Origin of the sequence: Streptomyces sp. NBC_01255 (assembly GCF_036226445.1) — a bacterium.
Classification (GTDB): domain Bacteria; phylum Actinomycetota; class Actinomycetes; order Streptomycetales; family Streptomycetaceae; genus Streptomyces.
On sequence record NZ_CP108474.1, the window covers coordinates 4,087,742 to 4,113,909 of the forward strand.

Here is a 26,168-nt window from a genome sequence, read left to right on the forward strand (position 1 = left end):
ACCGTGCAGCACGTTTGTCTGCAATCGGTACTGTGCTCCTTAGAAAGGAGGTGATCCAGCCGCACCTTCCGGTACGGCTACCTTGTTACGACTTCGTCCCAATCGCCAGTCCCACCTTCGACAGCTCCCTCCCACAAGGGGTTGGGCCACCGGCTTCGGGTGTTACCGACTTTCGTGACGTGACGGGCGGTGTGTACAAGGCCCGGGAACGTATTCACCGCAGCAATGCTGATCTGCGATTACTAGCAACTCCGACTTCATGGGGTCGAGTTGCAGACCCCAATCCGAACTGAGACCGGCTTTTTGAGATTCGCTCCGCCTCGCGGCATCGCAGCTCTTTGTACCGGCCATTGTAGCACGTGTGCAGCCCAAGACATAAGGGGCATGATGACTTGACGTCGTCCCCACCTTCCTCCGAGTTGACCCCGGCGGTCTCCTGTGAGTCCCCATCACCCCGAAGGGCATGCTGGCAACACAGGACAAGGGTTGCGCTCGTTGCGGGACTTAACCCAACATCTCACGACACGAGCTGACGACAGCCATGCACCACCTGTATACCGACCACAAGGGGGGCACTATCTCTAATGCTTTCCGGTATATGTCAAGCCTTGGTAAGGTTCTTCGCGTTGCGTCGAATTAAGCCACATGCTCCGCTGCTTGTGCGGGCCCCCGTCAATTCCTTTGAGTTTTAGCCTTGCGGCCGTACTCCCCAGGCGGGGAACTTAATGCGTTAGCTGCGGCACCGACGACGTGGAATGTCGCCAACACCTAGTTCCCAACGTTTACGGCGTGGACTACCAGGGTATCTAATCCTGTTCGCTCCCCACGCTTTCGCTCCTCAGCGTCAGTAATGGCCCAGAGATCCGCCTTCGCCACCGGTGTTCCTCCTGATATCTGCGCATTTCACCGCTACACCAGGAATTCCGATCTCCCCTACCACACTCTAGCCTGCCCGTATCGGATGCAGACCCGGGGTTAAGCCCCGGGCTTTCACACCCGACGTGACAAGCCGCCTACGAGCTCTTTACGCCCAATAATTCCGGACAACGCTTGCGCCCTACGTATTACCGCGGCTGCTGGCACGTAGTTAGCCGGCGCTTCTTCTGCAGGTACCGTCACTTTCGCTTCTTCCCTGCTGAAAGAGGTTTACAACCCGAAGGCCGTCATCCCTCACGCGGCGTCGCTGCATCAGGCTTTCGCCCATTGTGCAATATTCCCCACTGCTGCCTCCCGTAGGAGTCTGGGCCGTGTCTCAGTCCCAGTGTGGCCGGTCGCCCTCTCAGGCCGGCTACCCGTCGTCGCCTTGGTAGGCCATTACCCCACCAACAAGCTGATAGGCCGCGGGCTCATCCTTCACCGCCGGAGCTTTTAACCAGCTTCCATGCGGAAGCCGGTGTTATCCGGTATTAGACCCCGTTTCCAGGGCTTGTCCCAGAGTGAAGGGCAGATTGCCCACGTGTTACTCACCCGTTCGCCACTAATCCACCCCGAAGGGCTTCATCGTTCGACTTGCATGTGTTAAGCACGCCGCCAGCGTTCGTCCTGAGCCAGGATCAAACTCTCCGTGAATGTTTGCCGGTAATCCGGCGATACACTCGCGTTGAGCGGAACGATCGAGTCGGAATAAGACCGATCGTTCACAGCGTCCTCGCTGTGTGCCACCCGGCTAGGGGTGGACTTTTTCAAAGGAACCTCGACCATCCGAAGATGGACGGGGTATCAACTAATCTGGCGTTGATTTTTGGCACGCTGTTGAGTTCTCAAGGAACGGACGCTTCCTTTGTACTCACCCTCTCGGGCTTTCCTCCGGGCTTCCCTTCGTTCCGAAGCTTATCAGATGTTTTCGATCCGATTTCCTCGGTGCTTTCCGGTCCTGTTCGCTTTCGCTTCAGGCCCTTCCGGCGTTTCCGACTCTATCAGATCCTTTCGGCGTCTGACCCCCAGTCAGCGGGGTTTGTCTTTCCGGCTGTTGGGCCGTTCCGACGTCTCAAACTCTAGCGGATTCCCCCGTCAACTCATAATCGAGTCTTTCGAATTGAATTTCGGCATGCCGAAATTCGTCCCGGTGGGGAGATCGTGCTGAGTAGAGGTGCCGCATCAGCGGCGGGAGTGGCTGTCGAAGAACCGTTCCGGCTCCGTGACAACTCGGAGAACATTACGTATCCGGCGGGGGCGTGTCAACCCCCGGCCGGTGGCTGCGCGTGGTGGCGTCAGTCCAGGTCCGTGAGGCGGCCGCCGGCGTCCGGCTGGGTGAGCTCCACGCGGCGCAGGAGGCGGATGAGCACCTCGCCGAGGACGCCCTTCTCCTCTGCCGTGAGGTCCTGGAGCAGGTCCTCCTCGAAGTCCGTGGCCATGCGCATGGCCTCCAGCCACTTCGAGCGGCCCTCGTCCGTGAGCTCGACGATCACGCGGACGCGGTTGCTCTCGTCGCGGTCGCGGGTGACCAGGCCCTCGCCGGCCATGCGGTCGATGCGGTGGGTCATCGCCGCCGGGGTCAGGCCCAGTCGCTTGGCCAGCTCGCCCGGGCCCAGACGGTAGGGCGCTCCGGCGAGGACCAGAGTCTTGAGGACCTCCCACTCGGCGTTGCTGATGCCGAGCTCGGCGAGCTGGCGGCCGTACGCCACGTTCATCCGGCGGTTCAGCCGGCCGAGGGCCGAGACGACCTTCTCCACCTGGGGGTCGAGGTCGCGGTACTCGCGCTGATAGGCGGCGATCTGCTCGTCGAGGGTCGGTTCCTGGGGGGCCTGCGGGCCGGACCGCTCGGGGGTGTCGGACATGCGGCGAGTATCCCACGGGTCTCGTTGGCGTTGAAGTCCTTCGGTGTGTACTGTTAAGGCTCTAACTTTAGTGTTGAAGTCTTCAAGGTTCAGGGCTACACCTCTGAACCTGCGACCGAAGTGGGTGAGTGTGACCAAGGCGAGGGGCGCTGCGATGCGCCGTATTCAGGCAGGCAGCGCGCTGAGCGCGTTCGGACTCGGCTTCACCGTGCCGTACCTCTATGTGTACGTCGCCCAGGTGCGGGATCTGGGCGCGGCGACCGCGGGCATCGTTCTCGCCGTCTTCGCCATGGCCGCGCTCGTGGTGCTGCCCTTCAGCGGGCGGACCATCGACCGGCGCGGGCCGGTGCCCGTACTGCTCGTGGCGTCCGTCGTGGCCGCCGTGGGTGCGGTCGCCATGGGCTTCGCGTCGAGCGTGCCGGCGGCCGTGGCGGCCGCGGCGCTGCTCGGTGCCGGTACGGCCGTGCTCCAGCCGGCCCTCGCCACGATGATCGTCTGGTGCTCGACGCCGGTGGGCCGGACCCGGGCCTTCGCCACGCAGTTCTTCCTGCAGAACCTCGGCCTCGGTGTCGGTGGTCTGATCGGCGGCCTGCTCGTCGACACGAGCCGGCCGGGCAGCTTCATCCTGCTGTTCTCGATCGAGGCGGCGATGTTCCTGGTGCTCGCGGCGGTCGTGGGGACCGTCCGGATGCCGGGCTCCCCCGCGTTCCGGGGGACCCGTCCCTCCGAGGGCGGCAAGGGTGGCGGCGTCCGCGCGCTGCTCGGGCACAAGGCGATGGTGCAGCTGTGCGTCCTCGGCTTCGTCCTCTTCTTCGCCTGCTACGGACAGTTCGAGTCGGGTCTCGCCGCCTACGGCACGGAGGCCGCCGGAATCGAGCCGTCCACGCTCGGGATCGCGCTGGCCGCCAACACGGCCGTCATCGTCGCCGCCCAGTTCCTGGTGCTGAAGTTCGTCGAGCGCCGCAAGCGGACCCGGGTGATCGCGGCCGTCGGTCTGATCTGGACCGTGGCGTGGCTCATCGCGGGGTACGCGGGGCTCGGGCACGGCAGCCAGGCCATGGCGACCGCGGCGTTCGTCTCCACGTACGCGCTCTTCGGGCTCGGCGAGGCGATGCTGTCGCCGACCGTGGCGCCGCTGGTGGCCGATCTGGCGCCGGAGTCGATGGTCGGGCAGTACAACTCGGCCTTCGCCCTGGTCAAGCAGCTCGCGCTGGCCGTCGGTCCGGCCGTGGGCGGGCCCATGGGGGCCGCGCTGCACGGTCCGTACATCGTGACCTTCGTGCTCTTCTCGCTCGGCATCACGTTCCTCGCGGTCCGGCTCGGCCGGCAGCTGACCCCCGAGCAGAACCAGCCGTCGCTCACCGCCGCCAAGCCCTCGAAGGTCGTGGCGCGGCACCAGCCGGAGCGGAAGGTGGAGGCCGCCGCCTAGCCGGACACTCCCCGGGGCTTGTTCGGCAGGGCGAACTCGCACCACACCGCTTTGCCGCCGCCCGGTGTGCGGCGGCTCCCCCAGGACGAGGCGATCGTCGCGATGATCGAGATACCGCGACCCGCCTCGTCCTCCGATTCCGCCCTGCGGCGGCGGGGCAGGTGGTCGTCCCCGTCCGTGACCTCGATGATCAGCCGGCGGTCCGTGCGGCGCAGGCGCAGCCGCATGGGCGGGGTGCCGTGCTGGAGGGAGTTCGCCACGAGCTCGCTGGTGGCGAGGACGCCCAGGTCGCGCAGCTCGACCGGGAAGCGCCAGGACGACAGGACGCCGGAGGCGAAGGCACGCGCGCGGGGTGCGGCCTCCACTCCGCCGAGGAGCTCCAGGGCGGCGTTGTGGAAGAGCTCGGCGTCCGAGCCCTGTCGGGACGGGTGCTGGACGACGAGGACGGCCACGTCGTCGTCGTGCTCGGCGGTGACGCCCAGGGCGCGGAGCAGCCGGTCGCAGACCACCTGCGGGGTGCCGCTCGCGCCGGAGAGGGCGCGGGCCAGGGCGGCGACGCCCTCGTCGATGTCCTCGCGGCGGCGCTCGACCAGGCCGTCGGTGTAGAGGACGGCGGTGGAGCCGGGCGGCAGGGCGATGGAGCCCGAGGCGTGCAGCCAGCCGCCGGTGCCGAGGGGCGGGCCTGTGGGGTCTTCGGCGCGGCGCACGGTGCCGTCCTCGTCCCGTACGAGGATCGGGAGATGGCCGGCCGAGGCGTACACCAGCTTGCCCTCGCTGGGGTCGTGGATCGCGTAGACGCAGGTGGCGATCTGGCTGGCGTCGATCTCGGCGGCGAGGCCGTCGAGGAGCTGGAGCACCTCGTGCGGGGGCAGGTCCAGGCGGGCGTAGGCCCGGACGGCGGTGCGGAGCTGGCCCATGACGGCGGCGGCGCGCACGCCGCGGCCCATCACGTCGCCGATGACGAGCGCGGTGCGGCCGGCTCCGAGGGTGATCACGTCGTACCAGTCGCCGCCGACGGCCGCGTCCGTGCCGCCGGGCTGGTAGGTGGCGGCGATCCGCAGGTCGTCGGGCTGCTCCAGCTCCTGCGGGAGCAGGGAGCGCTGGAGGGTGACGGCGGTCTCGCGGTGGCGGCGCTCGCTGGCGCGGAGGCGCTCGGCGGCCTCGGCGTGGTCGGTGACGTCGGCGGCGTGGACGAGGACTCCGCCCTCGATGTGGGGGCTGTCGACGGGCAGGCATGTGACCGTGTACGAGCCGCCGTCCTGGGTGCGGCGGGACTTGACCGTGCGGGGCTTTCCGCTGCGCAGGACCTGGTCCATGAGGGGCAGCAGGCCGAGGTCCTCGGCCTCGGGGCAGGTGTCGGCGACGGTGGCGCCCGCGGGGCGGGGGCCGAAGGCGGCGGCGTAGGCGTCGTTGACGTACGCGATGCGGTGCTCCGGGCCGTACACGAGGGCGACCAGGCCGGGGAGCCGGCCGAGGAGCTCCCGTACGGAGAAGTCCTCCAGGGCGGGGATGTCGGTCGCCTGGTCGGTTTCGTCGGCCACATGCTCCAGCTGCTGCCCGTACTCACCGCGGGCGGCGGGCACGGAGCCTTCGGTCCCCCGCGCCGCGCGGCGCTGCGTGCCGGGGAGCCGGGCGCTCCAACGGGTGAAGTTCACGGATCTGTATGCCTCGTGGTGTCGGTGCCGTGCAGAGTCACGCTGTGCAGGTGTGAGCCCACCTATGGTCACACGTCCAGTGTGGACGAGTGCACTGACAGTGATGTCAGGACGACGGCTTGTCGCCGTGGTCGGGTGGCGGTGCGGCGGCGAGTTCGAATTCGGCGCGCGGGTGTTCCAGCGAACCGAGAGAGACGATTTCCCGCTTGAACAGGCCGGAAAGGGTCCATTCGGCGAGGACGCGGGCCTTGCGGTTGAAGGTCGGGACCCGGCTGAGGTGGTAGGCGCGGTGCATGAACCAGGCCGGGTAGCCCTTGAGTTTACGTCCGTAGACGTGGGCCACTCCCTTGTGGAGGCCGAGGGAGGCGACGGACCCCGCGTACGCGTGCGCGTACTCCGTGAGCGGGCGGCCGCTCAGGGAGGCGGCGACGTTCTCGGCGAGGACCTTGGCCTGGCGGACGGCGTGCTGGGCGTTGGGGGCGCATTCCTTGCCGGGTTCTCCGGAGGTGACGTCGGGGACGGCGGCCGCGTCGCCCGCCGCCCAGGCGTGCTCGACGCCTTCGACGGCGAGGTGGGCGGTGCAGCGGAGCCGGCCGCGTCCGTTCAGGGGCAGGTCGCTGGCGGCGAGGACGGGGGCGGGCTTGACGCCGGCGGTCCAGACGACGGTACGGGTGGGCAGGCGGGTGCCGTCGCTGAGGACGGCGACCCGGTCCTCGCAGGATTCGAGGCGGGTCTCCAGACGGACGTCGATGTTGCGGCCGCGGAGCTCGCGGATGGCGTACTTGCCCATGGCCTCGCCGACCTCGGGGAGGATCCGGTCCGAGGCCTCGACGAGGACCCATTTCAGGTCCTCGGGCTTGACGTTGTGGTAGTACCGCGAGGTGTAGCGGGCCATGTCCTCCAGCTCGCCGAGGGCCTCCACGCCCGCGTAGCCGCCGCCGACGAAGACGAAGGTGAGGGCGGCGTCGCGGAGCGCGGGGTCACGGGTGGAGGAGGCGATGTCCATCTGCTCGATGACGTGATTGCGCAGGCCGATGGCCTCCTCGACGGTCTTGAAGCCGATGCCGTGGTCGGCGAGGCCGGGGACCGGGAGGGTGCGGGAGACGGAGCCGGGGGCGAGCACCAGCTCGTCGTAGACGAGCTCGATGCCGCCGGTGCCCTCCTCCTCGGTGGCGAGGGTGGAGAGGGCCGCGGTCCGCTTGGCGTGGTCGATCGAGCCGACCTCGCCGATGAGGATCCGGCAGCGGTCGAGGACCCGGCGGAGGGGGACGACGACGTGGCGCGGGGAGATGGAGCCGGCCGCGGCCTCGGGCAGGAACGGCTGGTACGTCATGTAGGGATCGGGGGTGACCACCACGATCTCGACGGTGCCGGCTCTGAGCTCGGCCCGGAGCTGCCGCTGGAGGCGCAGCGCGGTGTACATGCCGACGTAGCCACCGCCGACCACGAGAATGCGCGCAGGTTCCGTCACTGTCCCATGACGCAACGCCGTCCGTTGTTTGTCCACAGGCCTGACAAATTGTGTGACCGGAGGGGTACGGAGGCGCGGGGTGGCGCGCAAGCGGGGTGCGGGGCGAACGGTGCAGGTCACAGTGGGCGTGACGGGTGGGTGGTGGGGTCGGAATCGGGAGTCTTCCGGTCCTTGCTCCGATCGGGGGGCGCACCGTACGGAACTCCCCCTTCTGAATTGACCCGGACTCAACTATGTTCGTACTTCATCGGGGTGTCGGACGGGTGCGCGTGGACCGAAGCGCTCACGGACCGGAAGCCCCGTGTCAGGGCGGGGAGTCTCCGGGGGGAGACATCATGAGCGGGGGAACGCTTATGCAGATTCAGGATTCACGGTGGCAGTCGGTCGTCGGGACGGCGACCGCCGACGACGGCCAGGGTGCCGGGGCGGTGTCCCCGTTGGCGGGCGGCAGGTCCGCGCCGCTGCGGGTGGATGCCCAGCGCAATCTGGAGCACGTGCTGCGGGCCGCGCGCGAGGTCTTCGGCGAGCTCGGTTACGGGGCGCCGATGGAGGACGTGGCGCGCCGCGCCCGGGTGGGTGTCGGCACCGTCTACCGGCGCTTCCCCAGCAAGGACGTGCTGGTGCGGCGGATAGCCGAGGAGGAGACCTCCCGGCTGACCGAGCAGGCACGGGCCGCGCTGGGCCAGGAGGACGAGCCGTGGTCGGCGCTCTCCCGGTTCCTGCGGACCTCGGTGGCCTCGGGTGCGGGCCGGCTGCTGCCGCCGCAGGTGCTGCGGGTGGGTGTGGACGACCCCTCGGGGCCGGTCGGCGCCGACGCCGCGGAGGACGCCGCCCGGGTGCCGTTCCAGCGGGGTGTCGCCGATCCCGACGCGCGGGTGATCGCGCCGCGCGCGGTGCCGGCCGAGGAGCGGGACGACGCGGGGGCGGCGGAGCTGCTCGACGTCGTCGGCCGGCTCGTCGACCGGGCGCGTGAGGCGGGCGAGCTGCGGGCCGACGTGACCGTGGCCGACGTGCTGCTCGTCATCGCCACCGCGGCCCCGGCCCTGCCGGACGCGGTGCAGCAGGCGGCCGCCTCGACGCGGCTCCTCGACATCCTGCTCGAGGGGCTGCGCTCCCGGTAGCGCCCGGGCGCCCTTGTGGTGCGGGGTGTTTGCTGTGGTGCGGGGCGTTGCTGTGCTCCGGGCGGACCAACGAGCATCGCACGAACGTGTGAGCGGTTACGCCCGGATACAGGAAGTCGCCCCGGACGAGTGGTAAGTGGACGCGCCGCTTCGGCGTGCCCGCGCTCTGTGGCAGTCTTGGCCGGTGTTCGGGTCTGGGCGTGCGTACGGGGGCTTCCGCGATGAGCGGTGACGGTCGGGACGATCCGCTGGGCAGCGGCGGCGGCGCGGAGACCGGGGGTCTGCCTCCCCGTCAGGTGCCGAGCCAGGGTGGCCCGGGAAGCCTCTCCGGTGCGCCTGTGAGCGGGCCGGGGACCGGGGCGGGGACCGTCGAGGCGAGCGTTCCGTCGCAGCGCGAGGGCAAGTCGGGTGCCGGGCCTGGTGCCGGTGCGGGTGCCGGGGTCGGGGTCGTCGCGGGGGCGGACGACGCCCGGGCGGACCAGGTCGGGGACGATCCCGCCGACGAGTCCGGCGGTGTCCTTCCGCCGCCCGTCGAGCTGCCGCCCTCCGACGCCGAACTCGTCCAGCTCATGCGGGACGGCGACGACTCCGCGTACGAGGAGCTGTTCCGGCGCCACTCCGAGGCCGTCCGGCGGTACGCGCGCACCTGCTGCCGCGACGCGCACACCGCCGACGACCTCACCGCCGAGGTCTTCGCCCGCACCCTCCAGGCGGTACGCGGCGGGGCCGGGCCCGAACAGGCCGTGCGCGCCTACCTCATGACCACCGTCCGGCGGGTCGCGGCGAACTGGGCCAGGACGCAGAAGCGCGAGCACCTCGTCGAGGACTTCGCCGTCTTCGCCGCGGAGGCCTCCCGCTCCTCCGAGGTCTCCGACCACGACACGATGGACCTCGGCGCCGACGTACGGGCCATGCACGAGGCCGAGCAGTCGCTCGCCATGCAGGCCTTCCGCTCGCTCCCCGAGCGCTGGCAGGCCGTGCTGTGGCACACCACCGTCGAGGAGGAGTCGCCGAGCGACGTCGCCCCGCTCTTCGGACTGACCGCCAACGCCACGGCCGTGCTCGCCAGCCGGGCCCGCGAGGGCCTCAAGCAGGCCTACCTCCAGGCCCACGTCAGCCAGTCCCTCACCTCGGGCGGCGACTGCGCCCGGTACGCGGACCGGCTCGGCGCCTACGCGCGCGGCGGGCTGCGGATGCGGGCCGAGCGCGGGCTGCGCAAGCACCTGGAGGAGTGCGCCAAGTGCCGGCTCGCCGCCGGTGAGCTGGCCCATGTGAACGCCGGGATCCCCGCGCTGCTGCCGGTCGCCGTCATCGGCTGGTTCGCCGCCGGGTACTCCCTCAAGGCCGCCGGTGTCGTCGCGGGCGGTGCCGTCGGTGCCGCCGGCGCGGGCGCGGCCGCCGCGGCGTCGGGCGCGTCCGGAGGGGCCTCCGGAGGCGCGAGCTCGGGCGGTGCCGCCGCCGAGGGGCTCGGCATGCCCGCGAAGGCCGGGATCGCGGCCGGTCTGGCCGTCGCCGCGGCCGCCGGGCTCGTCTGGGCCATGGCCGGCGACCCGCAGCCCGTCGCCGCGCCCAAGCCCACGCAGCCGGTCGTCGCCCCCGTCGTACCGCCGGAGCCCGCTCCCCCGGCGAAGCCGACGCCCGCGCCCGTACCGCCGCCTCCGCCTGTCGCGTCCGATCCGCCGAAGCCCGCGCCGAAGCCGACTCCGACGCCCGAGCCGACGCCGACGCCCAGCCCGGAGAAGCCTTCCCCGAAGCCGAGCCCGACGCCGACGCCCACAACGCCTCCGAAGCCGACAGCGACACCGACGCCCAGTCCCGAGCCGACGCCGACGCCTACCCCGAAGCCGACGCCCAAGCCGACGCCCAGCCCCGAGAAGACGTCTCCGAAGCCGCCTCCGCCCGCGCCGCCCGTCGTCTACCAGGTCAACGAGCTGGAGTACGGGATCTTCGGCGACGGCACCAAGCCCGAGGTGTCCCTCTCCGACAGCAGCTGGATGTGGCCGCGGAACGGCCCCTCGATCGGCGGCACCCGGTACGCCCACGGGGTGAGCGTGCACGCGCCGTCCTCGCTGTTCGTCAACCTCAACCGGCAGTGCACGAGCTACGACGCGGTCGTCGGCATCGACGACATCAGCGGCCTGCTGGGCCCGCAGGCCGGCGTCCGCTTCTCCGTCTACGGGGACGGCGAACGGCTCTGGCGCTCCGACGTGGTCCGGGCGGGCGACCCGCCGCTCCCGGTGCACGTCGACATCACGGGCCGCTCCACGATCCGGCTCGTGGTGGAGGAGCACACGCCCCTCGGCCGGGCCGCGGTCGCCGACTGGGCGCAGTCCCGGATCAGCTGCTCCTGACCCGCCCCGGTCCCTCAGGCGCCGCCGTGCCGGTGTAGGCGGCGGCGAGTGCCAGGACGTCGTCGGGGCCGAGGTCCGTGCCGGCGGCGCGGGCGGCGGCGACGCCGGCCGGGCCGAGGGCGGCGAGCGCCCGCGCCGTCACGTCCTCGGCCTCCCGCAGCTCCGGGACCGAGCGGGGCAGCTCGTGGCGCCAGGAGTCGACGGCGGCCAGGACCGTCACCGCGAGGGCCGGTTCGTCCGCCTCGGCCAGGGTGACCGCGAGCCCCTCGCCGAGCGCCGCGACGATGAGGTCCGCGCACTGGACGTCCCGGGCGGCGCGCAGCGCGGCGGCGGCGGAGGCCGTGGCGGCGGCGCCCCTGCCCTCGTACGCCTCGACGCGAGCGCCGAGTCCGGCCAGCACCGCCGCGAAGTGCGGGGGCGCGGGGCCGGTGTCGACCAGGCTGCCCGCGGTCTCCAGCCGGGCACGGGCCGCCTCGACGTCACCGAGGTGGAAGGCGACGGCCGCACCCAGGAAGCACACGAACATCTCGGTGTCCCGTACGTGGTAGCGCTCGGCCTCCCGCGAGGCCTCTTCGAGCCCCTTCGCGGCGGCCTCCATGTCACCGGCGCGATAGGCGAGTTCGGCGAGCCGGGCGATGAGGAACGGGGTCTCGGCGTGGGCGCCGACCTCGCGGGCCAGGCCGAGGGCCTCCTCGTACGCCTCTCCCGCCTCCTCGTGGCGGCCGCGCATCATGTTGGCCTCGGCGGCGGCGCTCGCGATCTGGGCGCCCATCCAGCGGTCGCCGACGCGCCGGGAGAGGACGCGGAGTTCGGCCAGGTCCTCGTCGATCCCGGCGACGCCGCCGGACATGCCGCCCGGCATGTCGACGACCAGGTGCGTACGGAACATCAGGCTGACGCCGACCTCCCAGTCGCCGCCGTGGCGGCGGCAGTTGGCGACGGAGGAGTCCAGCAGGGCGCGGATCCGCGCCGGTTCCTCGGTGAGGTACGCGGTGAACGGCCAGAGCATGCCCGGGAAGCGGGCGCCCTCGGGGCCCGGCTCGGCGCCGAACGCGGCGCGCACCCGGCCGACCAGGGCGAGGGCGTCGGGGTCGTCGCGGTAGTGGGCGGCCGTATGGCTCTCGACGGCGAGGAAGAAGTGGAGCATGCGCAGGTGCATGCGCGGCCAGTACCGGGGGTCGGCCGGGTCGTCGGGGTCCTCGCCGAGGGCGGTCGCGCGGTCGACCCAGGCCAGGGCCTCGGGGCGGTAGTTGCGCAACCACCAGAACCAGCCCATGGCGAAGACCAGGCGGTGGGCGGCGGCCTCGTCGGGGGCGGCGACGAGGACGCGGTGGAGCGCTGCGCGGATGTTGTCGAGGTCCCGCTCGATCCGGTCGATCCAGGGGAGCTGCTCCCCGGACCGCAGCTTCGGCTCGGCCTCCTCGGCGAGGGCCGTGAAGTGGGCGGTGTGGGCGGCCCCGGTGGCGGCGAGGAGGGCGGGGGTCTCGGCGGCCCGCTCGGCGGCGTACTCGTGGATGGTCTCCAGGAGGCGGTAGCGCATCTCGCCCTCGTCGGTGGGCGCGGCCACGACCAGCGACTTGTCGACGAGCGCGCCCAGGGTGTCGGCCGCGCCGGGGGTGTCGGCCGCCCCGGGGGTGTCGGCCGCCGCGGGGGCCAGTGCCTCGGCGGCGGCGAGGTCCCAGCCGCCGGCGAAGACGGAGACCTGGCGGAGCAGGGTGCGCTCGGCGGGTTCGAGCAGGTCCCAGGACCAGTCGACGACCGCGCGGAGGGTCTGCTGGCGGGGCAGGACCGTGCGGGAGCCGGAGGTGAGGAGCCGGAACCGGTCGTCGAGGCGGTCCGCGATCTGGCGGGGGGTGAGCAGCCGGAGGCGGGCGGCGGCCAGTTCGATGGCGAGCGGCAGACCGTCGAGGCGACGGCAGATCTCGTCGACGGTGTCGGCGTCGGCGGCCGGGTCGAAGGAGGGGCGTACGGCGCGGGCGCGCTCGGCGAAGAGGCGGTGGGCCGGGTCGGGCGGGAGGGGCTCGACGGGGCGGACCGATTCGCCGGGGACGCCGAGGGGTTCGCGGCTGGTGGCGAGGATGCGGAGCCGCGGGCAGTGGGTGAGGAGGGTCTCGGCGAGGGCGGCGGCCGCGCCGATCACGTGCTCGCAGTTGTCGAGGACGAGGAGCAGGGGGCGGCGGGCGAGGTGCTCCACGAGGTGGGCGGTCGGATCGTCCTGGAGGGGCAGGCCGTCGCGGCTGATCAGGCTGATCTCGCGGAGGCGGAGCGCGGAGAGCACGGCGCCGGGGAGCGCCTCGGGGTCGTCGAGCGGGGCGAGTTCGGCGATCCAGGCGGCGGGGCCGACGGCGCGCAGCGCGGCCACCTCGGCGAGCCGGGTCTTGCCGGAGCCGCCGGGCCCGGTGAGGGTCACGAGGCGGGAGCGGGTCAGGTCGCCCTGGAGCGCGGCGATCTCGGGCTCGCGGCCGACGAAGGAGGTGAGGCGGGGGCGGATGTTGCCGGGGGTGGGGTCGTCGGCGGGGTGGTGCTCCGTGTCGGGCTGGGGCTGGGGCTGGCGCTGGGGTCCGGGCTCGGGAGCGGGCTGGGGGGTGGCCGCGAGGAGTTCGCGGTGGAGGGCGGTGAGTTCGGGGCCCGGGTCGGTGCCGAGGGTGTCCGCGAGGGTGCGGCGGGCCGATTCGTACGCGGCGAGTGCGTCGGCGTGCCGGCCCTCGGCCCGCAGGGCGCGGATGAGGTGGGCGTGGAAGGCCTCGTCGTACGGGTACGTGGTGGTGAGCTCGGTCAGCTCCGGTACGAGTCCGTCGGTGGCGCCCCGGCGCAGATCGGCCTCGACGCGGCGGCGCAGGGCCGCGAGCCGCTGGGCCTCGGGCCGGACGCCCGCCGGGGCGGGGAGGTCGGCGAGGGCGGGGCCCCGGAAGAGGGCCAGGGCTTCCCGGAGGAGGGTGGCGGCGGTGTCGGGGTCGCCGGCGTCGAGGCGGGCGCCCGCGTCCCGGACACGGCGCTCGAACACGTACAGGTCGATGTCGTCGGGACCGGCGACGAGCCGGTAGCCGGGGCCGGGCGTCGAGACGACGGCCTCCGCGCCGAGGACCCGGCGCAGGCGGCCGACGAGGGCCTGGAGGGCGGCGGGCGCGTCCTGCGGCGGGTCGTCCCCGTACACGTCGTCGGCGAGCTCGGTGGTGGAGGCGGCTCGTCCGCCGCGCAGCGCGAGCGCGGCGAGGAGCGCGCGCAGGCGGGCGCCGCCGAGGGGGAGGGGGGCGCCGCGGGGGTCGAGGGCCTCGGTGGTGCCGAGGATGAGATACCGCACCGGCTCATTGTGTCCGGTGGGCTCGGGGTGCGCCTCGGGGTTTACCCGGGTGCGCCCCCTAGCCGGAAGGGGGACGAGTGTCCCCAGCCTGTGGACGGCCGCGCGGCCGTAACCGTCACCGTCGTCATGGCGGCGCTCCTGCCTCTGCGGGGCCTCACGCCGGTAGTGACCTCGATGCCGGGATCAGTGGGCCCTGGACCGCTCGGTGGGCGCGGGGTTCCGTGGTGTTCGTCCAGCAGGAGCCTCGGCGGGCGAGGAGGCGGTGGAGCCAGAGTTCGGTGGAGACCAGGTCGGCGAGGCCGTCCAGGGGGACGGGGGCGCCGTCGGCCGCCGCGCACAGTGCCTCGCGGACGACGCGGGCCTCGATCAGGCCCGCGTCCGCGAGGAGCGGGGCGTCGAAGAGGGCCAGGAGGTGGGGGAGCGCGGCGCGCAGGCCCGCGCGCGCGGCGGCGGCCGGGACCGCCGGGTGGGGTGCGCCCCAGCCCGGGGGGAGGTCGTGGACGCCGGCGCCCGTGAGGACGGTGCGCAGGATGCCTGCTCGGGCGTCCGGTTGGACCCGGAGGGATTCGGGGAGCGCGCGGCAGGCCCGTACCACCTGGTTGTCGAGGAACGGGGCGTGGAGCCGCTGGCCGCGGATCTCCGCGGCCTGCTCCAGGACCCGGTGGTCGGCCGCGGCGCGGGCGAGGGCGGCACGCGCGCGTGCCTCGCCCGGGCGCTGGACGGAGGTCGGCAGGGTCGCCGCGCGGTTCAGGCGAACCGATACTTCAGCCAGCGCCTCCCCCGTCATCCAGCGTGCCGCGGGGCCCGGCCGCGACCAGGTGAGCGCGGAGAGCGAGGCCTCCAGGGGGCCGAAGCCGTCGGGGGGCGTGCGGTTCGCCTCCTGGACCCGGCGGGCCGCCGCCTCCAGGCCGGTGCGGTACGGGGTACGGGCCAGCTTCCGCGCCGCTCGGTACACGGTCAGCGGCACCAGGAGCGCCCCCGCCGACGCGCCCGTCGCCTTGGCGAGCGCCGCCACCGGGCGCACCAGCGAGCGGCGCCTGCGGTCCATCAGGAGGTCGGCGAGGCGCGCCGGGTGCGCGTCCAGGACCTGCTTGGCGCCCATGCCCGTGAAGTGGTCGGCGCTGCCGCCCGCGAGCCGCCTGCGGTGCCGCTCGGCCGTGACGAGAGCAGGGCCCGGCTCGTCGGTGAGGGGCCCGTCCAGGGCCGCGTACGGGAGTGCCTCCTCGCCCGCCGCGACGACCACGTGGTGCAGGCGCGGGTCGGCCGCGAGCTCCCCGGCCCGCTTCAGTTCGTCCTCGCGGCCCGAACCGGCCCGGGTCGCCAGGTCGTTGAAGGTGACCGCGAGCAGCCGCTCCCCCGCGCCCGTGCCGTGGCCGAGGATCGTGCCCGGCCGGCCCGGCAGCCCCGCCGCGAGGAGCGCGATCGTGCCGGAGGCGCTGCCGCCGGACAGGTCGGCGCCGATGCCGGCCGCCGGGCCGCCGCCCCGGGCCGCGCGCCGGTCGGCGGGCCCCATCCCGGGGACCGGGCCCGGGTCGGGCAGCGGGGCCTCGGGCGCGTGCCGGGGCGCGGTGAGCCGGGCCCTGACGGCCTCGACCAGGGCGTCCCGTACCCCTTCGACGGCCTGCCGGGCGTCGGTCTCGGCCGCCGCGACCGCGAGCGAGGCCACCGTCTCGTACCCGGCGATCTCCCGCGAACCCTCCCGGAGGATCAGCGCGTGGCCGGGCGGCACCCGCCGCACCCCCTCGTACGGGGTGGAGTCGCGGAGCGCCTCCGGGGTCTCGGGGCAGGCGAGCAGGGCGCCGAGGTGGCCGATGTCGAGCTGGGCCTCGACGAGGTCGGCGAGCGGCAGGGCGGCGGTCGCGAAGGCGGTGCCGCCGGCCCACGGGGTGTGGAAAACCGGCCGGGCGCCCGCGAGATCACCGGTGACGGTGACGCGGCGGCCGGCCTTGACGACGGCGGTATAGCTGCCCGGCCACGCCGTCAGATGCCGCAGTGCGCCCCCGCGCGCGGTGAGCAGGCCGACCCGCAGCTCCTCGTCGGTGGCGGCGCAGCAGCCGAGCACGGCGAGGCGGGTGTGGTCGTCGACGGCCACCACCCGCACCTCGTCGGGGCGCCAGTCGCCGACCGCCCACAGCGGATCGGGGTCGCCCCAGAGGAGTTGGGCGCCCACCGGTTGCACCGTGCGCGCCTCGGACGCCGCCGTGCCGGCGCTCGCGTAGCCGGTCGCGCCGGAGTCGTAGCCCGTCGTGGAGCCGTAGCCGCCCGTGGAGTCGTAGCCCCTTGTGGAGTCGTAGCCGCCGTTCACCGCTCCCGCCCGCGCCCCCGCGGTCGTTGCGAAGCTCGCGGCGACACTGCTCCAGCCCACCAGCCATCGCATCGGCGCCTCCACGTCCGTTTCGGTGGAGGCCATGCTGCCACGACAACGGCGCACGGGGCGGAGTCCGGGCGCACGCTTACGAAAGCTGAATGCGCCCCTGGCATGGGCCAGTTGGGAACCGGCGTCATTCGGCCAAATATCGACCCTCCCCGGAGGGTCCCGAAGGCGTCCACGCCTTCGCCCGGCGCACCGCCGGCCCTCATGCGTCACCGGCAGCCCGGGAGGCGCTCCCGCCTCCCGGCGCCGTCCGCCGCCCGCGGGGAGCAGAGCGGCGGTGTCCCCCAGCCCACTGGTCCGGGACACCGTTCCCGGCCGAGCGGGCCGACCCACGCACCACCCATGGAAGCGCTCCCCCCGCCGGCCGGACGAGAGCGCACGGCCGGGCGCACGGCCACACGGCGGGAGCACGGGGCGGGCCGGCTGCCCTCGGCGCCGACCGTTCACACAACAATCTCGCCATCCGGAACACCGCCCCTTAACGGTAGGGATGCGGCGAACTACGCTGTGTTTACGAATGCCGCACGCCTATGCCCGGCGTCGTGGCGGCCGTCTGTGGTGTCGAGGGGTGGCGTCATGTCCAGGGAGCAACGCGGGCCGAACGAAAAGCTCGGCACGGTTCTCGCCCTCGCGGGAATCAGCAACGCCGGGCTGGCCCGGCGCGTCAACGACCTCGGCTCGCAACGGGGTCTGACGCTTCGTTACGACAAGACCTCGGTCGCCCGGTGGGTGTCGAAGGGCATGGTGCCGCAGGGCGCCGCCCCGCACCTGATCGCCGCCGCGATCGGCCAGAAGCTCGGCCGGCCCGTGCCGCTGCACGAGATCGGGCTCGCGGACGCCGACCCGGCGCCGGAGGTGGGGCTCGCCTTCCCGCGCGACGTGGGCGAGGCGGTCCGCTCGGCCACCGACCTGTACCGGCTGGATCTCGCCGGGCGGCGGGCGGGCGGTGGTGGCATCTGGCAGTCACTGGCCGGCTCCTTCGCCGTGAGCGCGTACGCCACGCCCGCGTCCCGCTGGCTGATAACCCCCGCCGACCCGTCGGTGGAGCGCGAGGCGCCCCGCTCCGGCCCCGGCGGGGAGGGCGCGAGCTCCGCCGCCACGGCCGCCGCGGAGCACGCGCGCGTGGGCCACAGCGACGTCGCCAAGCTCCGCGAGGCCGCCGAGGACGCGCGGCGATGGGACTCCAAGTACGGCGGCGGGGACTGGCGTTCGTCGATGGTGCCCGAGTGCTTACGCGTGGACGCGGCGCCGCTGCTGCTCGGCTCGTACTCGGACGAGGTCGGCCGCGCGCTCTTCGGGGCGACCGCCGAGCTCACGCGCCTGGCCGGCTGGATGGCCTTCGACACCGGCCAGCAGGAGGCCGCCCAGCGCTACTACATCCAGGCCCTGCGGCTCGCCCGCGCCGCCGCCGACGTGCCACTCGGCGGGTACGTCCTCGCCTCCATGTCCCTCCAGGCCACCTACCGGGGCTTCGCCGACGAGGGCGTCGACCTCGCCCAGGCCGCGCTCGAACGGAACCGGGGGCTCGCCACCGCCCGCACCATGTCCTTCTTCCGGCTCGTCGAGGCCCGCGCGCACGCCAAGGCCGGCGACGGGCCGGCCGCCGCGGCCGCGCTGAAGGCCGCCGAGGGGTGGCTGGAGCGGGCCCGGGCGGGCGACGCCGACCCGACGTGGCTGGGCTTCTACTCGTACGACCGGTTCTGCGCCGACGCCGCCGAGTGCTACCGGGACCTGAAGGCGCCCCGCGAGGTGCGCCGCTTCACCGAGCAGGCGCTGTCCCGGCCGACCGAGGAGTTCGTCCGCTCGCACGGGCTGCGGCTCGTCGTCTCCGCCGTCGCCGAGCTGGAGTCGGGCAATCTGGACGCGGCCTGCGCGGCGGGCACGCGCGCGGTGGAGGTGGCGGGGCGGATCTCCTCGGCGCGGACCACCGAGTACGTACGGGATCTGCTGCACCGGCTCGAACCGTACGGGGACGAGCCCCGCGTCATGGAGCTGCGGGAGCGGGCGCGGCCGCTGCTGGTCGCGCCGGTGTGACGTCCGGCCCCACGGCGTCCGGCCCACGACGCCGGGCCATGACGTCCGGGCCATGACGTCCGGCCCACGACGTCCGGCCTCACCTCGATCCACGTGACCTGCGTCTCGTGCGCTCTCGCGAGGTTTCGCGGGATTGTCAGTGGGCCAGTGCACTATCGGGGGTGGGAGGTGACAGGTGGCGCCGGTGTTTGACTGTGACGTGCTGGTGATCGGCGGCGGGATCGTCGGTCTGTCGACGGCGTACGCCCTGACGCGCGCCGCCCCCGGCACGCGGGTCACGGTCCTGGAGAAGGAGCACGCCCCCGCGCGGCACCAGACCGGCCGCAACAGCGGGGTGATCCACAGCGGGATCTACTACCGGCCCGGCTCGCTCAAGGCGCGGTACGCGGTCGAGGGCGCGGCCGAAATGGTCAAGTTCTGCGCGGAGTGGGGCATTCCGTACGAGGTGACGGGGAAGCTCGTCGTCGCCACCTCGCGCGACGAGCTGCCGCGGCTGCACGCGCTCGTGCAGCGCGGCAGGGAGAACGGCATCCCGGTGCGGGAGCTCGGCCCGGCGCAGATCAGCGAGTACGAACCGCGGGTGCGGGGGCTGGCCGCGATCCATGTCGGCACGACCGGCATCTGCGACTACACGGCCGTCGCCGAGCGGCTCGCGGAGGCGTCGGGAGCGCGGATCCTGTACGGGGCCGAGGTCACCGTCATCGACCGCCGCCCGTGGGGTGTCGCCGTGCGGACGGCGGACGGGCGGATCGTGCGGGCGCGGGTCCTGGTGAACTGCGCCGGGCTGCACTGCGACCGGATCGCGCGGCTCGCGGGCGACGATCCGGGGATGCGGATCGTCCCCTTCCGTGGGGAGTACTACGAGCTGGCCGACCCCTCGCTGGTGCGGGGGCTGGTCTATCCGGTGCCGGATCCGGCGTTCCCGTTCCTCGGGGTGCATCTGACCCGGGGCATCGACGGCGGCGTCCACATCGGGCCGAACGCGGTGCCGGCGCTCGCCCGGGAGGGATACGGCTGGTCCGTCGTCCGCCCGCGCGAGCTGGCCGCCACGCTGGCCTGGCCCGGGTCGTGGGCGATAGCCCGCGACCACTGGCGGTACGGGGCGGGTGAGCTGCGGCGCTCGGTGTCGAAGCGGGCCTTCACGGAGGCGGTGCGGAGACTGCTGCCGGTGGTGGAGGAGTCCGACCTGCGGCGCGCGGCGCCGGGGGTGCGGGCGCAGGCGGTGCTGCGGGACGGGACGCTGGTCGACGACTTCCTGATCCGGGAGGCGGCGCGGACGGTGCACGTGCTGAACGCGCCTTCGCCGGCGGCGACGGCGTCGCTGCCGATCGGGCGAGAGGTGGCTCGGCGGGCGCTGGCGCGGTTGTAGCTCCGCGAGTGGTGGGTGGGTGTCGCGCCGCGGGTGGCGGGCCCGGTCGACGGGTTGCGGCCCGACGGGTTGCGGCCCGACCGGCAGGCTCAGCGGTCCCGTCGGCGGGGCCCGGGTCCGTGCGCTCCCTCGTGGGCCCCGGGCATCGGCGGGGCGATCGTAGAATCGGACATTGTGTCCGAGCAGCCAGAGAACAGCCCGCAGTCCGCCGCCGATCCCGTCCAGCCCGTCGCGCGGCGGGGCAGTCGGATGTTCGCCCCCGGTGAGGGGCCCCTGCCCGATCCCGCCGGGGCTCATCACGAGCGGCGGATCCGGAGCTTCCAGCCCCGCCGCAGCCGCGTCACGTACGGGCAGGCCGAGGCCATGCTCAAGCGGTGGCCCGACTGGGGCCTCGACATCGACGGCAAGCGGGTCCTCGATCTCGGCGAGATGTTCGACGGGCTTCCGGTCGTCCTGGAGATCGGCTTCGGCATGGGCGAGGCGACCGCGCAGATGGCCGCCGCCGACCCCGGCACCGGCATCCTCGCCGTGGACGTCCACACCCCCGGCCAGGGCAACCTCCTCGGCCTCGCCGACCGGAACGGCCTGACCAACGTCCGGGTGGCCAACGGCGACGCGATCATCCTGCTCCGCGAGATGATCGAGAAGGACGCCCTCGACGGCTGCCGCGTCTACTTCCCGGACCCGTGGCCCAAGGCCCGCCACCACAAGCGGCGTCTGATCCAGCCCGAGTTCCTCAGCCTGCTCGCGACCCGCCTCAAGCCCGGCGGCGTGCTGCACTGCGCCACCGACTGGGAGTCGTACGCCGAGCAGATGCTGGAGGTCCTCTCCGCGCATCCCGACTTCGAGAACACCCGCGCCGACGGCGGCTTCTCGCCCCGCCCGGACTTCCGGCCCGTCACCCGCTTCGAGGGGCAGGGCCTGGACAAGGGGCACGTCGTGCACGATCTCCTCTTCCGGAGGAAGTGACAGGAAGTGACAGGGAGTACGTAACTCCTTCGCCCGGTGTCGGTGGGGGTCGTTAGGGTCGCTCACGTGTCGAACCCCGTCCCCGCCGAAGCCGCGGCCGAAGAAGCAGCGGCCGAGGCGCATCGCGCGACCGCTCCCGTCCCGCACCGGGACACCGACGAGCCGGACTTCCCGGCCGCCGCCGACCGGTCCCAGTGGCGCTACCGGCCCCGCCGCGCCTTCTGGCGCAGCCGGCTGGTCCGGGCCGTCGCCGTGATCACCGTGCTCGCGACCTGCGCCCTGTTCATCCTGGCGCTGGTCCGCGAGCAGACCGGCACCCAGGGCTTCCTCGTCGGCCTGGGCCTCGCCGTGTTCCCCGTACCGCTGCTCATGGCCGCGTTCCGCTGGCTCGACCGGGTCGAGCCAGGCCCCTGGAAGAACCTGCTCTTCGCCTTCGCGTGGGGCGCCTTCGCCGCCGCGCTCGTCGCGATCCTGGCGAACACCTTCGCGGTCCGCTGGATCGCGACGGCCACCGCCGACCCGGACTCGGCGGACACCCTCGGCGCCACGGTGGTCGCGCCGGTCGTGGAGGAGTGCGCGAAGGCCGCCGCGATCCTGCTGCTCTTCCTCTTCCGCCGGCGGCACTTCGGCGGACTCGTCGACGGGGTCGTCGCCGCCGGTTTCACCGCGACCGGCTTCGCCTTCACCGAGAACATCCTCTATCTCGGCAACGCCTTCGGGGAGGACCAGGAGTTCGGCAACTCCGGCATCGGCTCGGTGACCGCCGGGACCTTCTTCGTACGGGTCGTGATGTCGCCGTTCGCGCATCCGCTCTTCACCGTGCTCACCGGCCTCGGCTTCGGCTTCGCCGCGCTCGCGCCGCGCGGGAAGCGGATCCGGCGGGTGCTGCTGCCGATCACCGGCCTGCTGCTCGCCATGGGCATGCACGCCGCCTGGAACGGCGCCGCCACCTTCGGCGGTCCCCTGGCCTTCTTCGTGGTGTACGGCTGCTTCATGGTCCCCGCCTTCGGCCTGCTGACCTGGCTCGCCGTGTGGAGCCGGCAGCGCGAGCTGCGCACGATATCCGGGGAGCTCCCGGCGTACGCGGCGGCCGGCTGGCTCTCCCCCGCCGAGCCGCTCGCCCTCTCCTCGATGCGCGCCCGCCAGGTGGCCCGGGCGTTCGCCGCCCGGACGTACGGCGCTCCGGCGGCGCGGGCCGTCAGCGAGTACGAGTCCTTCGCGACGACCCTCGCGTCCCTCCGGGACCGGGCCCGGCGCGGCGCGGCCGGACCCGATTTCCCGGCGCGGGAGCAGGAGCTCCTGCACCACCTCTGGCAGCGCCGGGCGGTCGCCTCGCCCGCGCTCACGTACGCGGCGCGGGCGACCGGCCGGGCGTGGACGCCGCCGCAGTACCTGGACTACGGCGACTACAACCCGTACCGCAGTTAGCCGGAGTGAGCCGGTGCCTCAGACCGCCGAGGCCTCCGTCAGAAGCGTCAGGTCCGCCGCGGTGAGGGTGAGGTCCGCGGACGCGACCAGGGCGGGGAGCTGCTCGACCGTACGGGCCGAGGCGATCGGCGCGGCGACGGTCGGCCGGGAGGCCAGCCAGGCGAGGGCGACGGTGGCGAGCTCGGCCTCGTGGGCCTCGGCGACCGCGTCGAGTGCGGAGAGCACGGCCCGGCCCCGGTCGGTGTCCAGGTGTTCGCCGGCTCCGGAGGCGCGGACGCTGTCGACGGTGGCACCGGGGCGGTACTTGCCGGTGAGGAAGCCGGAGGCGAGCCCGAAGTACGGGACGGCGGCGAGCCCGGCGCTCTCGACGGTCTCCAGGAGCGGGCCCTCGTAGGTGTCGCGCGAGACCAGGTTGTAGTGCGGCTGGAGCGCGACGTACCGGGCGAGGCCCTCGGCCTCCGCGAAGTCGAGGGAGGCGCGCAGCCGCTCGGGGGAGATGTTGGAGGCGGCGACGGCCCGCACCTTGCCGTCCTTCACGAGCTGGTCGAGGGCGGTGACGATCTCCTCGACCGGGACCGACTCGTCGTCGAAGTGCGTGTAGTAGAGGTCGATGCGGTCGGTGCCGAGGCGGCGCAGCGATTCCTCCACGCCCGCCTTGATGGTGGTGGCGGAGAGCCCCTTGAAGCGGGGGTGGGCGCCGACCTTGGTGGCGACGACGATGTCGTCGCGGTTGCCGCGGGAGGCGAGCCAGCGGCCGATGACGGTCTCGGACTCGCCGCCCTCGTTGCCCTCGGCCCAGGCGGAGTACATGTCCGCGGTGTCGACGAAGTTTCCGCCGGCGGCGGCGTAGGCGTCGAGGACGGCGAAGGACTGTGCCTCGTCGGCGGTCCAGCCGAAGACGTTGCCGCCCAGGGCGAGCGGGAAGACGTGCAGATCGGAAGAGCCCAGCGTGCGGAGAGAAGTCATGGGTTGATCAACCCTCTCCACCGCCGGGCCTATTCCGCGCTGGGCGGGATCAGATCGGCAGGCCCTTGGAGCGGAGCCAGGCCGCCGGGTCGATGCCGTCGCCGCCGGAGGTGTGGACCTCCATGTGGAGGTGGGCGCCGGTGACGTTGCCGGTGGCGCCGACGCGGCCGATCGTCTCGCCGGTGGTCACGGTCTGACCCGCGCCGACCGTCATGGAGGAGAGGTGGGCGTACCAGACCTCGGTGCCGTCCTCCAGCTCCAGGACGACCCGGTAGCCGTAGGAGCCGGACCAGCCCGCCGACTTGACCGTGCCGCTGTGGACGGCCTTGAGCGGGGTGCCCGTGGGGGCGGCGAAGTCGAGGCCGGTGTGGTAGCCGGAGGACCACATCGAGCCGGACTGCATGTAGGTGGCGCTGACGGAGTACGAGGAGAGGGGCATCGAGTAGCTGGCGGCGAGCTGGGCGAGGCGCTCGGCCTCGGCCTCCGCGGCCTTCCGCTCGGCCTCCGCCTTGGCTTCCGCCTCCGCCTTGGCCTTGGCTTCCGCTTCGGCCTTGGCCTTCGCCTCGGCTGCCGCCTTCTCCGCCGCCTCGGCCTTGGCCGCGGCCTCGGCCGCCGCCTTCTCCGCCGCGGCCTTCTCGGCGGCGAGCTTCTCGGCGGCGTCGGCGGAGGCCTGCTGCTGCTCGGCCTGCTGGAGGATGCGGGCGCGCAGGATCTCGCCCGCGTCGGCCACGCCGGCGGTGGTGGCCGTCGTGGCGGTCTCGGCGGTCCCGGTCTGCGTGGTGTAACCGGCCTGGGCGGTCCGGGCGGTCGCGGCGGTGCCGTTCGCCTTCTCGCCGGCCGGGGTGACGTACGTCGCGGCGGTGAGCGGGTTCGGGTTGCCGCCGGTCCGCTCGATGGTGTCCTGGATGCGCTGGTCGGCGTCGTCCGCGTCGTCGGCGAACAGCTCGCCGACGCCGGGGAGGTCCTCGGCGGCCGGGAGGTTCAGGTCGGCGAGGTCCGGGAGGTCCGGGAGCGATATCGCGACCGGCGGCTTCTCCTGCGCGGTGGCGAGGCCGCCCGCACCGACGGCCGCGATGACGCCGACGCCGAGGACGGTGGAGGAACGGGCGAAGTTGGAGCGCTGCTTGACGACCCGGTGCCGGCCGCCGGAGCGGCTCTCGGCGCGGAGGGTTCCCTCGGTGGGGTTCCACTCGGTGTCCGGAGCGGCAGGACCCGCACCACCACCGAAGGCATCAAAGGGGGCTTCGGGTGCGGGAGTGTTGGACGCCACGGAGGCGCGCTCCTTTCCTTCCTTCTCGCCTACCGGGTTAGCTGACGGGTTCGGAGCAGGAAGGTCTCCTACGGGCACGGTCGCACGGGTGCGAAGGGCCCGATTCACCCCAAGTAGTGGTTCCCCGGTTCCTTTTCAGGATTCGGCGCGTGCGCACGGTGCCGTCTCTTGCGACGGTTGTGACGACCGCGCTGCGTTATCGAACGTTAATAGACAGGGGGGTCCGATTCCAAGCCGTTCCCGGTGATCGTTCATTGAATTGGTGGGGAATCGCCCGAGTTGACCCCCCTTCAGCAAGGGGCGGCCAAACACTCGCGATCTGACGTTATGTCAATTGTTATCGCAGCGACACCCTGCGACTACGCCTGGTGACCGGGCCGGACCGGGGGCCCTTCCGGCGGCGCCGACGGCACCGGCGGCACCACCGGCATCGTCCGGCGCCTCTCCTGCTGCCCCGCCGCGGGCCGGCTCAGCGCGAGCAGCGCCATGTCGTCCGTCGACCCGCCGCCCGTATGGAGCCGTACGTCGTCCACGAGCGCGTCGAGCAACTCCTCGGGTCCCGGGAAGATCCGCCCGGCGAGGCGGGACGCCGGGTCGTAGAAGACGCCCTCCGCGTCCCGCGCCTCCGAGAGGCCGTCCGTGTAGAACAGCAGCGTCGCGCCCGGCGGGTACGGCCGCTCCTCGGCCCTGTCCGGCCACGCCGCCAGCTCGCCCATGCCGAGCGGCAGCGCCGGCTCCGCCGGATCCAGCACGTCCAGCTTCCCGTCCGCGTACAGCAACAGCGGTGGCGGATGGCCTCGGTTGACGACCCGTACGCTCCCGGCGTCACCTTCGCCCCTGGCATCACCCTCGCCGCCGCCCGTCCCGTCGGCGCGCGGGATCTCCGCCAGGACGGCCGTCGTGAACCCCTCGAAGGCGTCGAGCCCGTCCCTGCGGGTCCCCTCCCGGGCCAGCGCCCGTTCCAGCCGCTGCGCCACCCCCTCCAGACTGACCTCCTGCTCGGCCGCCTCCCGGAACGCCCCGATCACGACGGCGACGGCCTCGACCGCCTCCATCCCCTTGCCCCGCACGTCCCCGACGACGAGCCGCACCCCGTGCGGGGTGTCCTGCACCGCGAACAGGTCACCGCCGATGAAGGCGTCCGCCTGCGCCGCCTCGTAACGGGCCGCGCACTGCAGCCCGCCGATCCGCTCGGCCGGCGTCGGCAGCACCGCCTTCTGCGCGGTCTCCGCGATGACCCGGGCGGAGGCCAGCCGCTCGCCACTGCGCCGCACGACCCGGTTGACCAGCAGCGCGAGCGCGGAGACGGTGACGACGGTGAAGACCTCGGTGAGGGCCGGGATCTCGGTCGCTGTGCCGTTGTAGACGTGCAGCCCGACGGAGGCGAGAACGGCGGCGATCCCGGTGAGCAGGGTCGTGAGCGTCGAGAAGAACGGCGCGGCGATCAGCGGGGCGGCGGAGAAGAGCGGCGCGGCCGTGTACGTGGCCGGCGTCGACAGGTCGAAGACGACGCCGCCCACGATGATCAGCGGGGGCAGCGCCCGGAGGAAGCGCCGGGCCCCTCCGTACGGGCCGGGGCGGCCCTCGCCGCCCCGCCGCCCGCGACCCGCTGCTCCTAGGGGGTGCCCCACCTGTGCTCTCCTGCCCGGTCCG

15 protein-coding genes, 1 rRNA gene and 1 riboswitch are annotated in these 26,168 nt (G+C 73.1%); of the genes, 7 read left to right on the forward strand and 9 right to left on the reverse strand.

All coding sequences use genetic code 11. The features are described 5' to 3' along the window. Positions 1–43: 43 nt before the first annotated feature. Positions 44–1,569, reverse strand: a 16S ribosomal RNA gene (locus OG357_RS18120). A 641-nt stretch (positions 1,570–2,210) separates the two neighbouring features. After that, positions 2,211–2,777: a MarR family winged helix-turn-helix transcriptional regulator gene (locus OG357_RS18125; protein ID WP_329622149.1), complete on the reverse strand. Its 567-nt coding sequence runs from the start codon at positions 2,775–2,777 to the stop codon at positions 2,211–2,213. A 154-nt stretch (positions 2,778–2,931) separates the two neighbouring features. Between OG357_RS18125 and OG357_RS18130 the strand changes: the two genes are divergently transcribed. Continuing rightward, positions 2,932–4,206, forward strand: coding sequence for an MFS transporter (locus OG357_RS18130; protein ID WP_329622150.1), 1,275 nt, complete (start codon positions 2,932–2,934; stop codon positions 4,204–4,206). Here OG357_RS18130 and OG357_RS18135 read toward each other — a convergent pair. Both OG357_RS18135 and OG357_RS18140 read right to left on the reverse strand, forming a co-directional pair. After that, complete coding sequence (locus OG357_RS18135; protein ID WP_329622151.1) at positions 4,203–5,861, reverse strand: ATP-binding SpoIIE family protein phosphatase; 1,659 nt, start codon at positions 5,859–5,861, stop codon at positions 4,203–4,205. The two genes, OG357_RS18130 and OG357_RS18135, sit on opposite strands and share 4 nt — an antisense overlap. Positions 5,862–5,967: 106 nt before the next feature. Further along, positions 5,968–7,332 carry an NAD(P)/FAD-dependent oxidoreductase gene (locus tag OG357_RS18140; protein ID WP_329622152.1) on the reverse strand — a complete coding sequence of 455 codons (1,365 nt, stop codon included), beginning with the start codon at positions 7,330–7,332 and terminating at the stop codon, positions 5,968–5,970. Between the two features lie 353 nt (positions 7,333–7,685). Here OG357_RS18140 and OG357_RS18145 point away from each other — a divergent pair, with 353 nt between their 5' ends. Continuing rightward, positions 7,686–8,453, forward strand: a complete 768-nt coding sequence (locus OG357_RS18145) for a TetR/AcrR family transcriptional regulator (protein ID WP_329622153.1) — start codon at positions 7,686–7,688, stop codon at positions 8,451–8,453. Between the two features lie 221 nt (positions 8,454–8,674). Continuing rightward, positions 8,675–10,804 (forward strand): sigma-70 family RNA polymerase sigma factor, encoded by a 2,130-nt coding sequence (locus OG357_RS18150; protein WP_329622154.1) that lies wholly within the window; start codon positions 8,675–8,677, stop codon positions 10,802–10,804. Here OG357_RS18150 and OG357_RS18155 read toward each other — a convergent pair. Continuing rightward, positions 10,791–14,105, reverse strand: coding sequence for an ATP-binding protein (locus OG357_RS18155; RefSeq protein WP_329622155.1), 3,315 nt, complete (start codon positions 14,103–14,105; stop codon positions 10,791–10,793). The genes OG357_RS18150 and OG357_RS18155 overlap by 14 nt on opposite strands. Before the next feature lie 154 nt (positions 14,106–14,259). Next, on the reverse strand, positions 14,260–16,482 hold the full coding sequence (locus tag OG357_RS18160; RefSeq protein WP_329625620.1) for an asparagine synthase-related protein: 2,223 nt from the start codon (positions 16,480–16,482) through the stop codon (positions 14,260–14,262). Between the two features lie 573 nt (positions 16,483–17,055). Here OG357_RS18160 and OG357_RS18165 point away from each other — a divergent pair. From OG357_RS18165 to OG357_RS18180, 4 genes are all read left to right on the forward strand, one after another. Further along, positions 17,056–18,513 carry an MFS transporter gene (locus OG357_RS18165; protein ID WP_329622156.1) on the forward strand — a complete coding sequence of 486 codons (1,458 nt, stop codon included), beginning with the start codon at positions 17,056–17,058 and terminating at the stop codon, positions 18,511–18,513. Positions 18,514–18,697: 184 nt separating this feature from the next. Further along, positions 18,698–19,882 carry an L-2-hydroxyglutarate oxidase gene (lhgO, locus tag OG357_RS18170; protein ID WP_317597606.1) on the forward strand — a complete coding sequence of 395 codons (1,185 nt, stop codon included), beginning with the start codon at positions 18,698–18,700 and terminating at the stop codon, positions 19,880–19,882. Between the two features lie 174 nt (positions 19,883–20,056). Next, a complete protein-coding gene (trmB, locus tag OG357_RS18175; protein WP_329622157.1) occupies positions 20,057–20,851 on the forward strand; it encodes a tRNA (guanosine(46)-N7)-methyltransferase TrmB in 795 nt (264 codons plus the stop codon). A 66-nt stretch (positions 20,852–20,917) separates the two neighbouring features. After that, positions 20,918–22,279: a PrsW family intramembrane metalloprotease gene (locus OG357_RS18180; RefSeq protein ID WP_329622158.1), complete on the forward strand. Its 1,362-nt coding sequence runs from the start codon at positions 20,918–20,920 to the stop codon at positions 22,277–22,279. 18 nt (positions 22,280–22,297) lie between these two features. Here OG357_RS18180 and OG357_RS18185 read toward each other — a convergent pair whose 3' ends face one another. From OG357_RS18185 to OG357_RS18195, 3 genes are all read right to left on the reverse strand, one after another. Continuing rightward, complete coding sequence (locus OG357_RS18185) at positions 22,298–23,245, reverse strand: aldo/keto reductase (RefSeq protein ID WP_329622159.1); 948 nt, start codon at positions 23,243–23,245, stop codon at positions 22,298–22,300. A gap of 49 nt (positions 23,246–23,294) precedes the next feature. After that, entirely contained in the window at positions 23,295–24,515 is a 1,221-nt protein-coding gene (locus tag OG357_RS18190) for a M23 family metallopeptidase (RefSeq protein ID WP_329622160.1), read from the reverse strand. Positions 24,516–24,526: 11 nt separating this feature from the next. Beyond that, positions 24,527–24,673: riboswitch (cyclic di-AMP (ydaO/yuaA leader) on the reverse strand. Between the two features lie 201 nt (positions 24,674–24,874). Then, entirely contained in the window at positions 24,875–26,146 is a 1,272-nt protein-coding gene (locus OG357_RS18195; RefSeq protein ID WP_329622161.1) for a PP2C family protein-serine/threonine phosphatase, read from the reverse strand. Positions 26,147–26,168 lie beyond the last annotated feature (22 nt).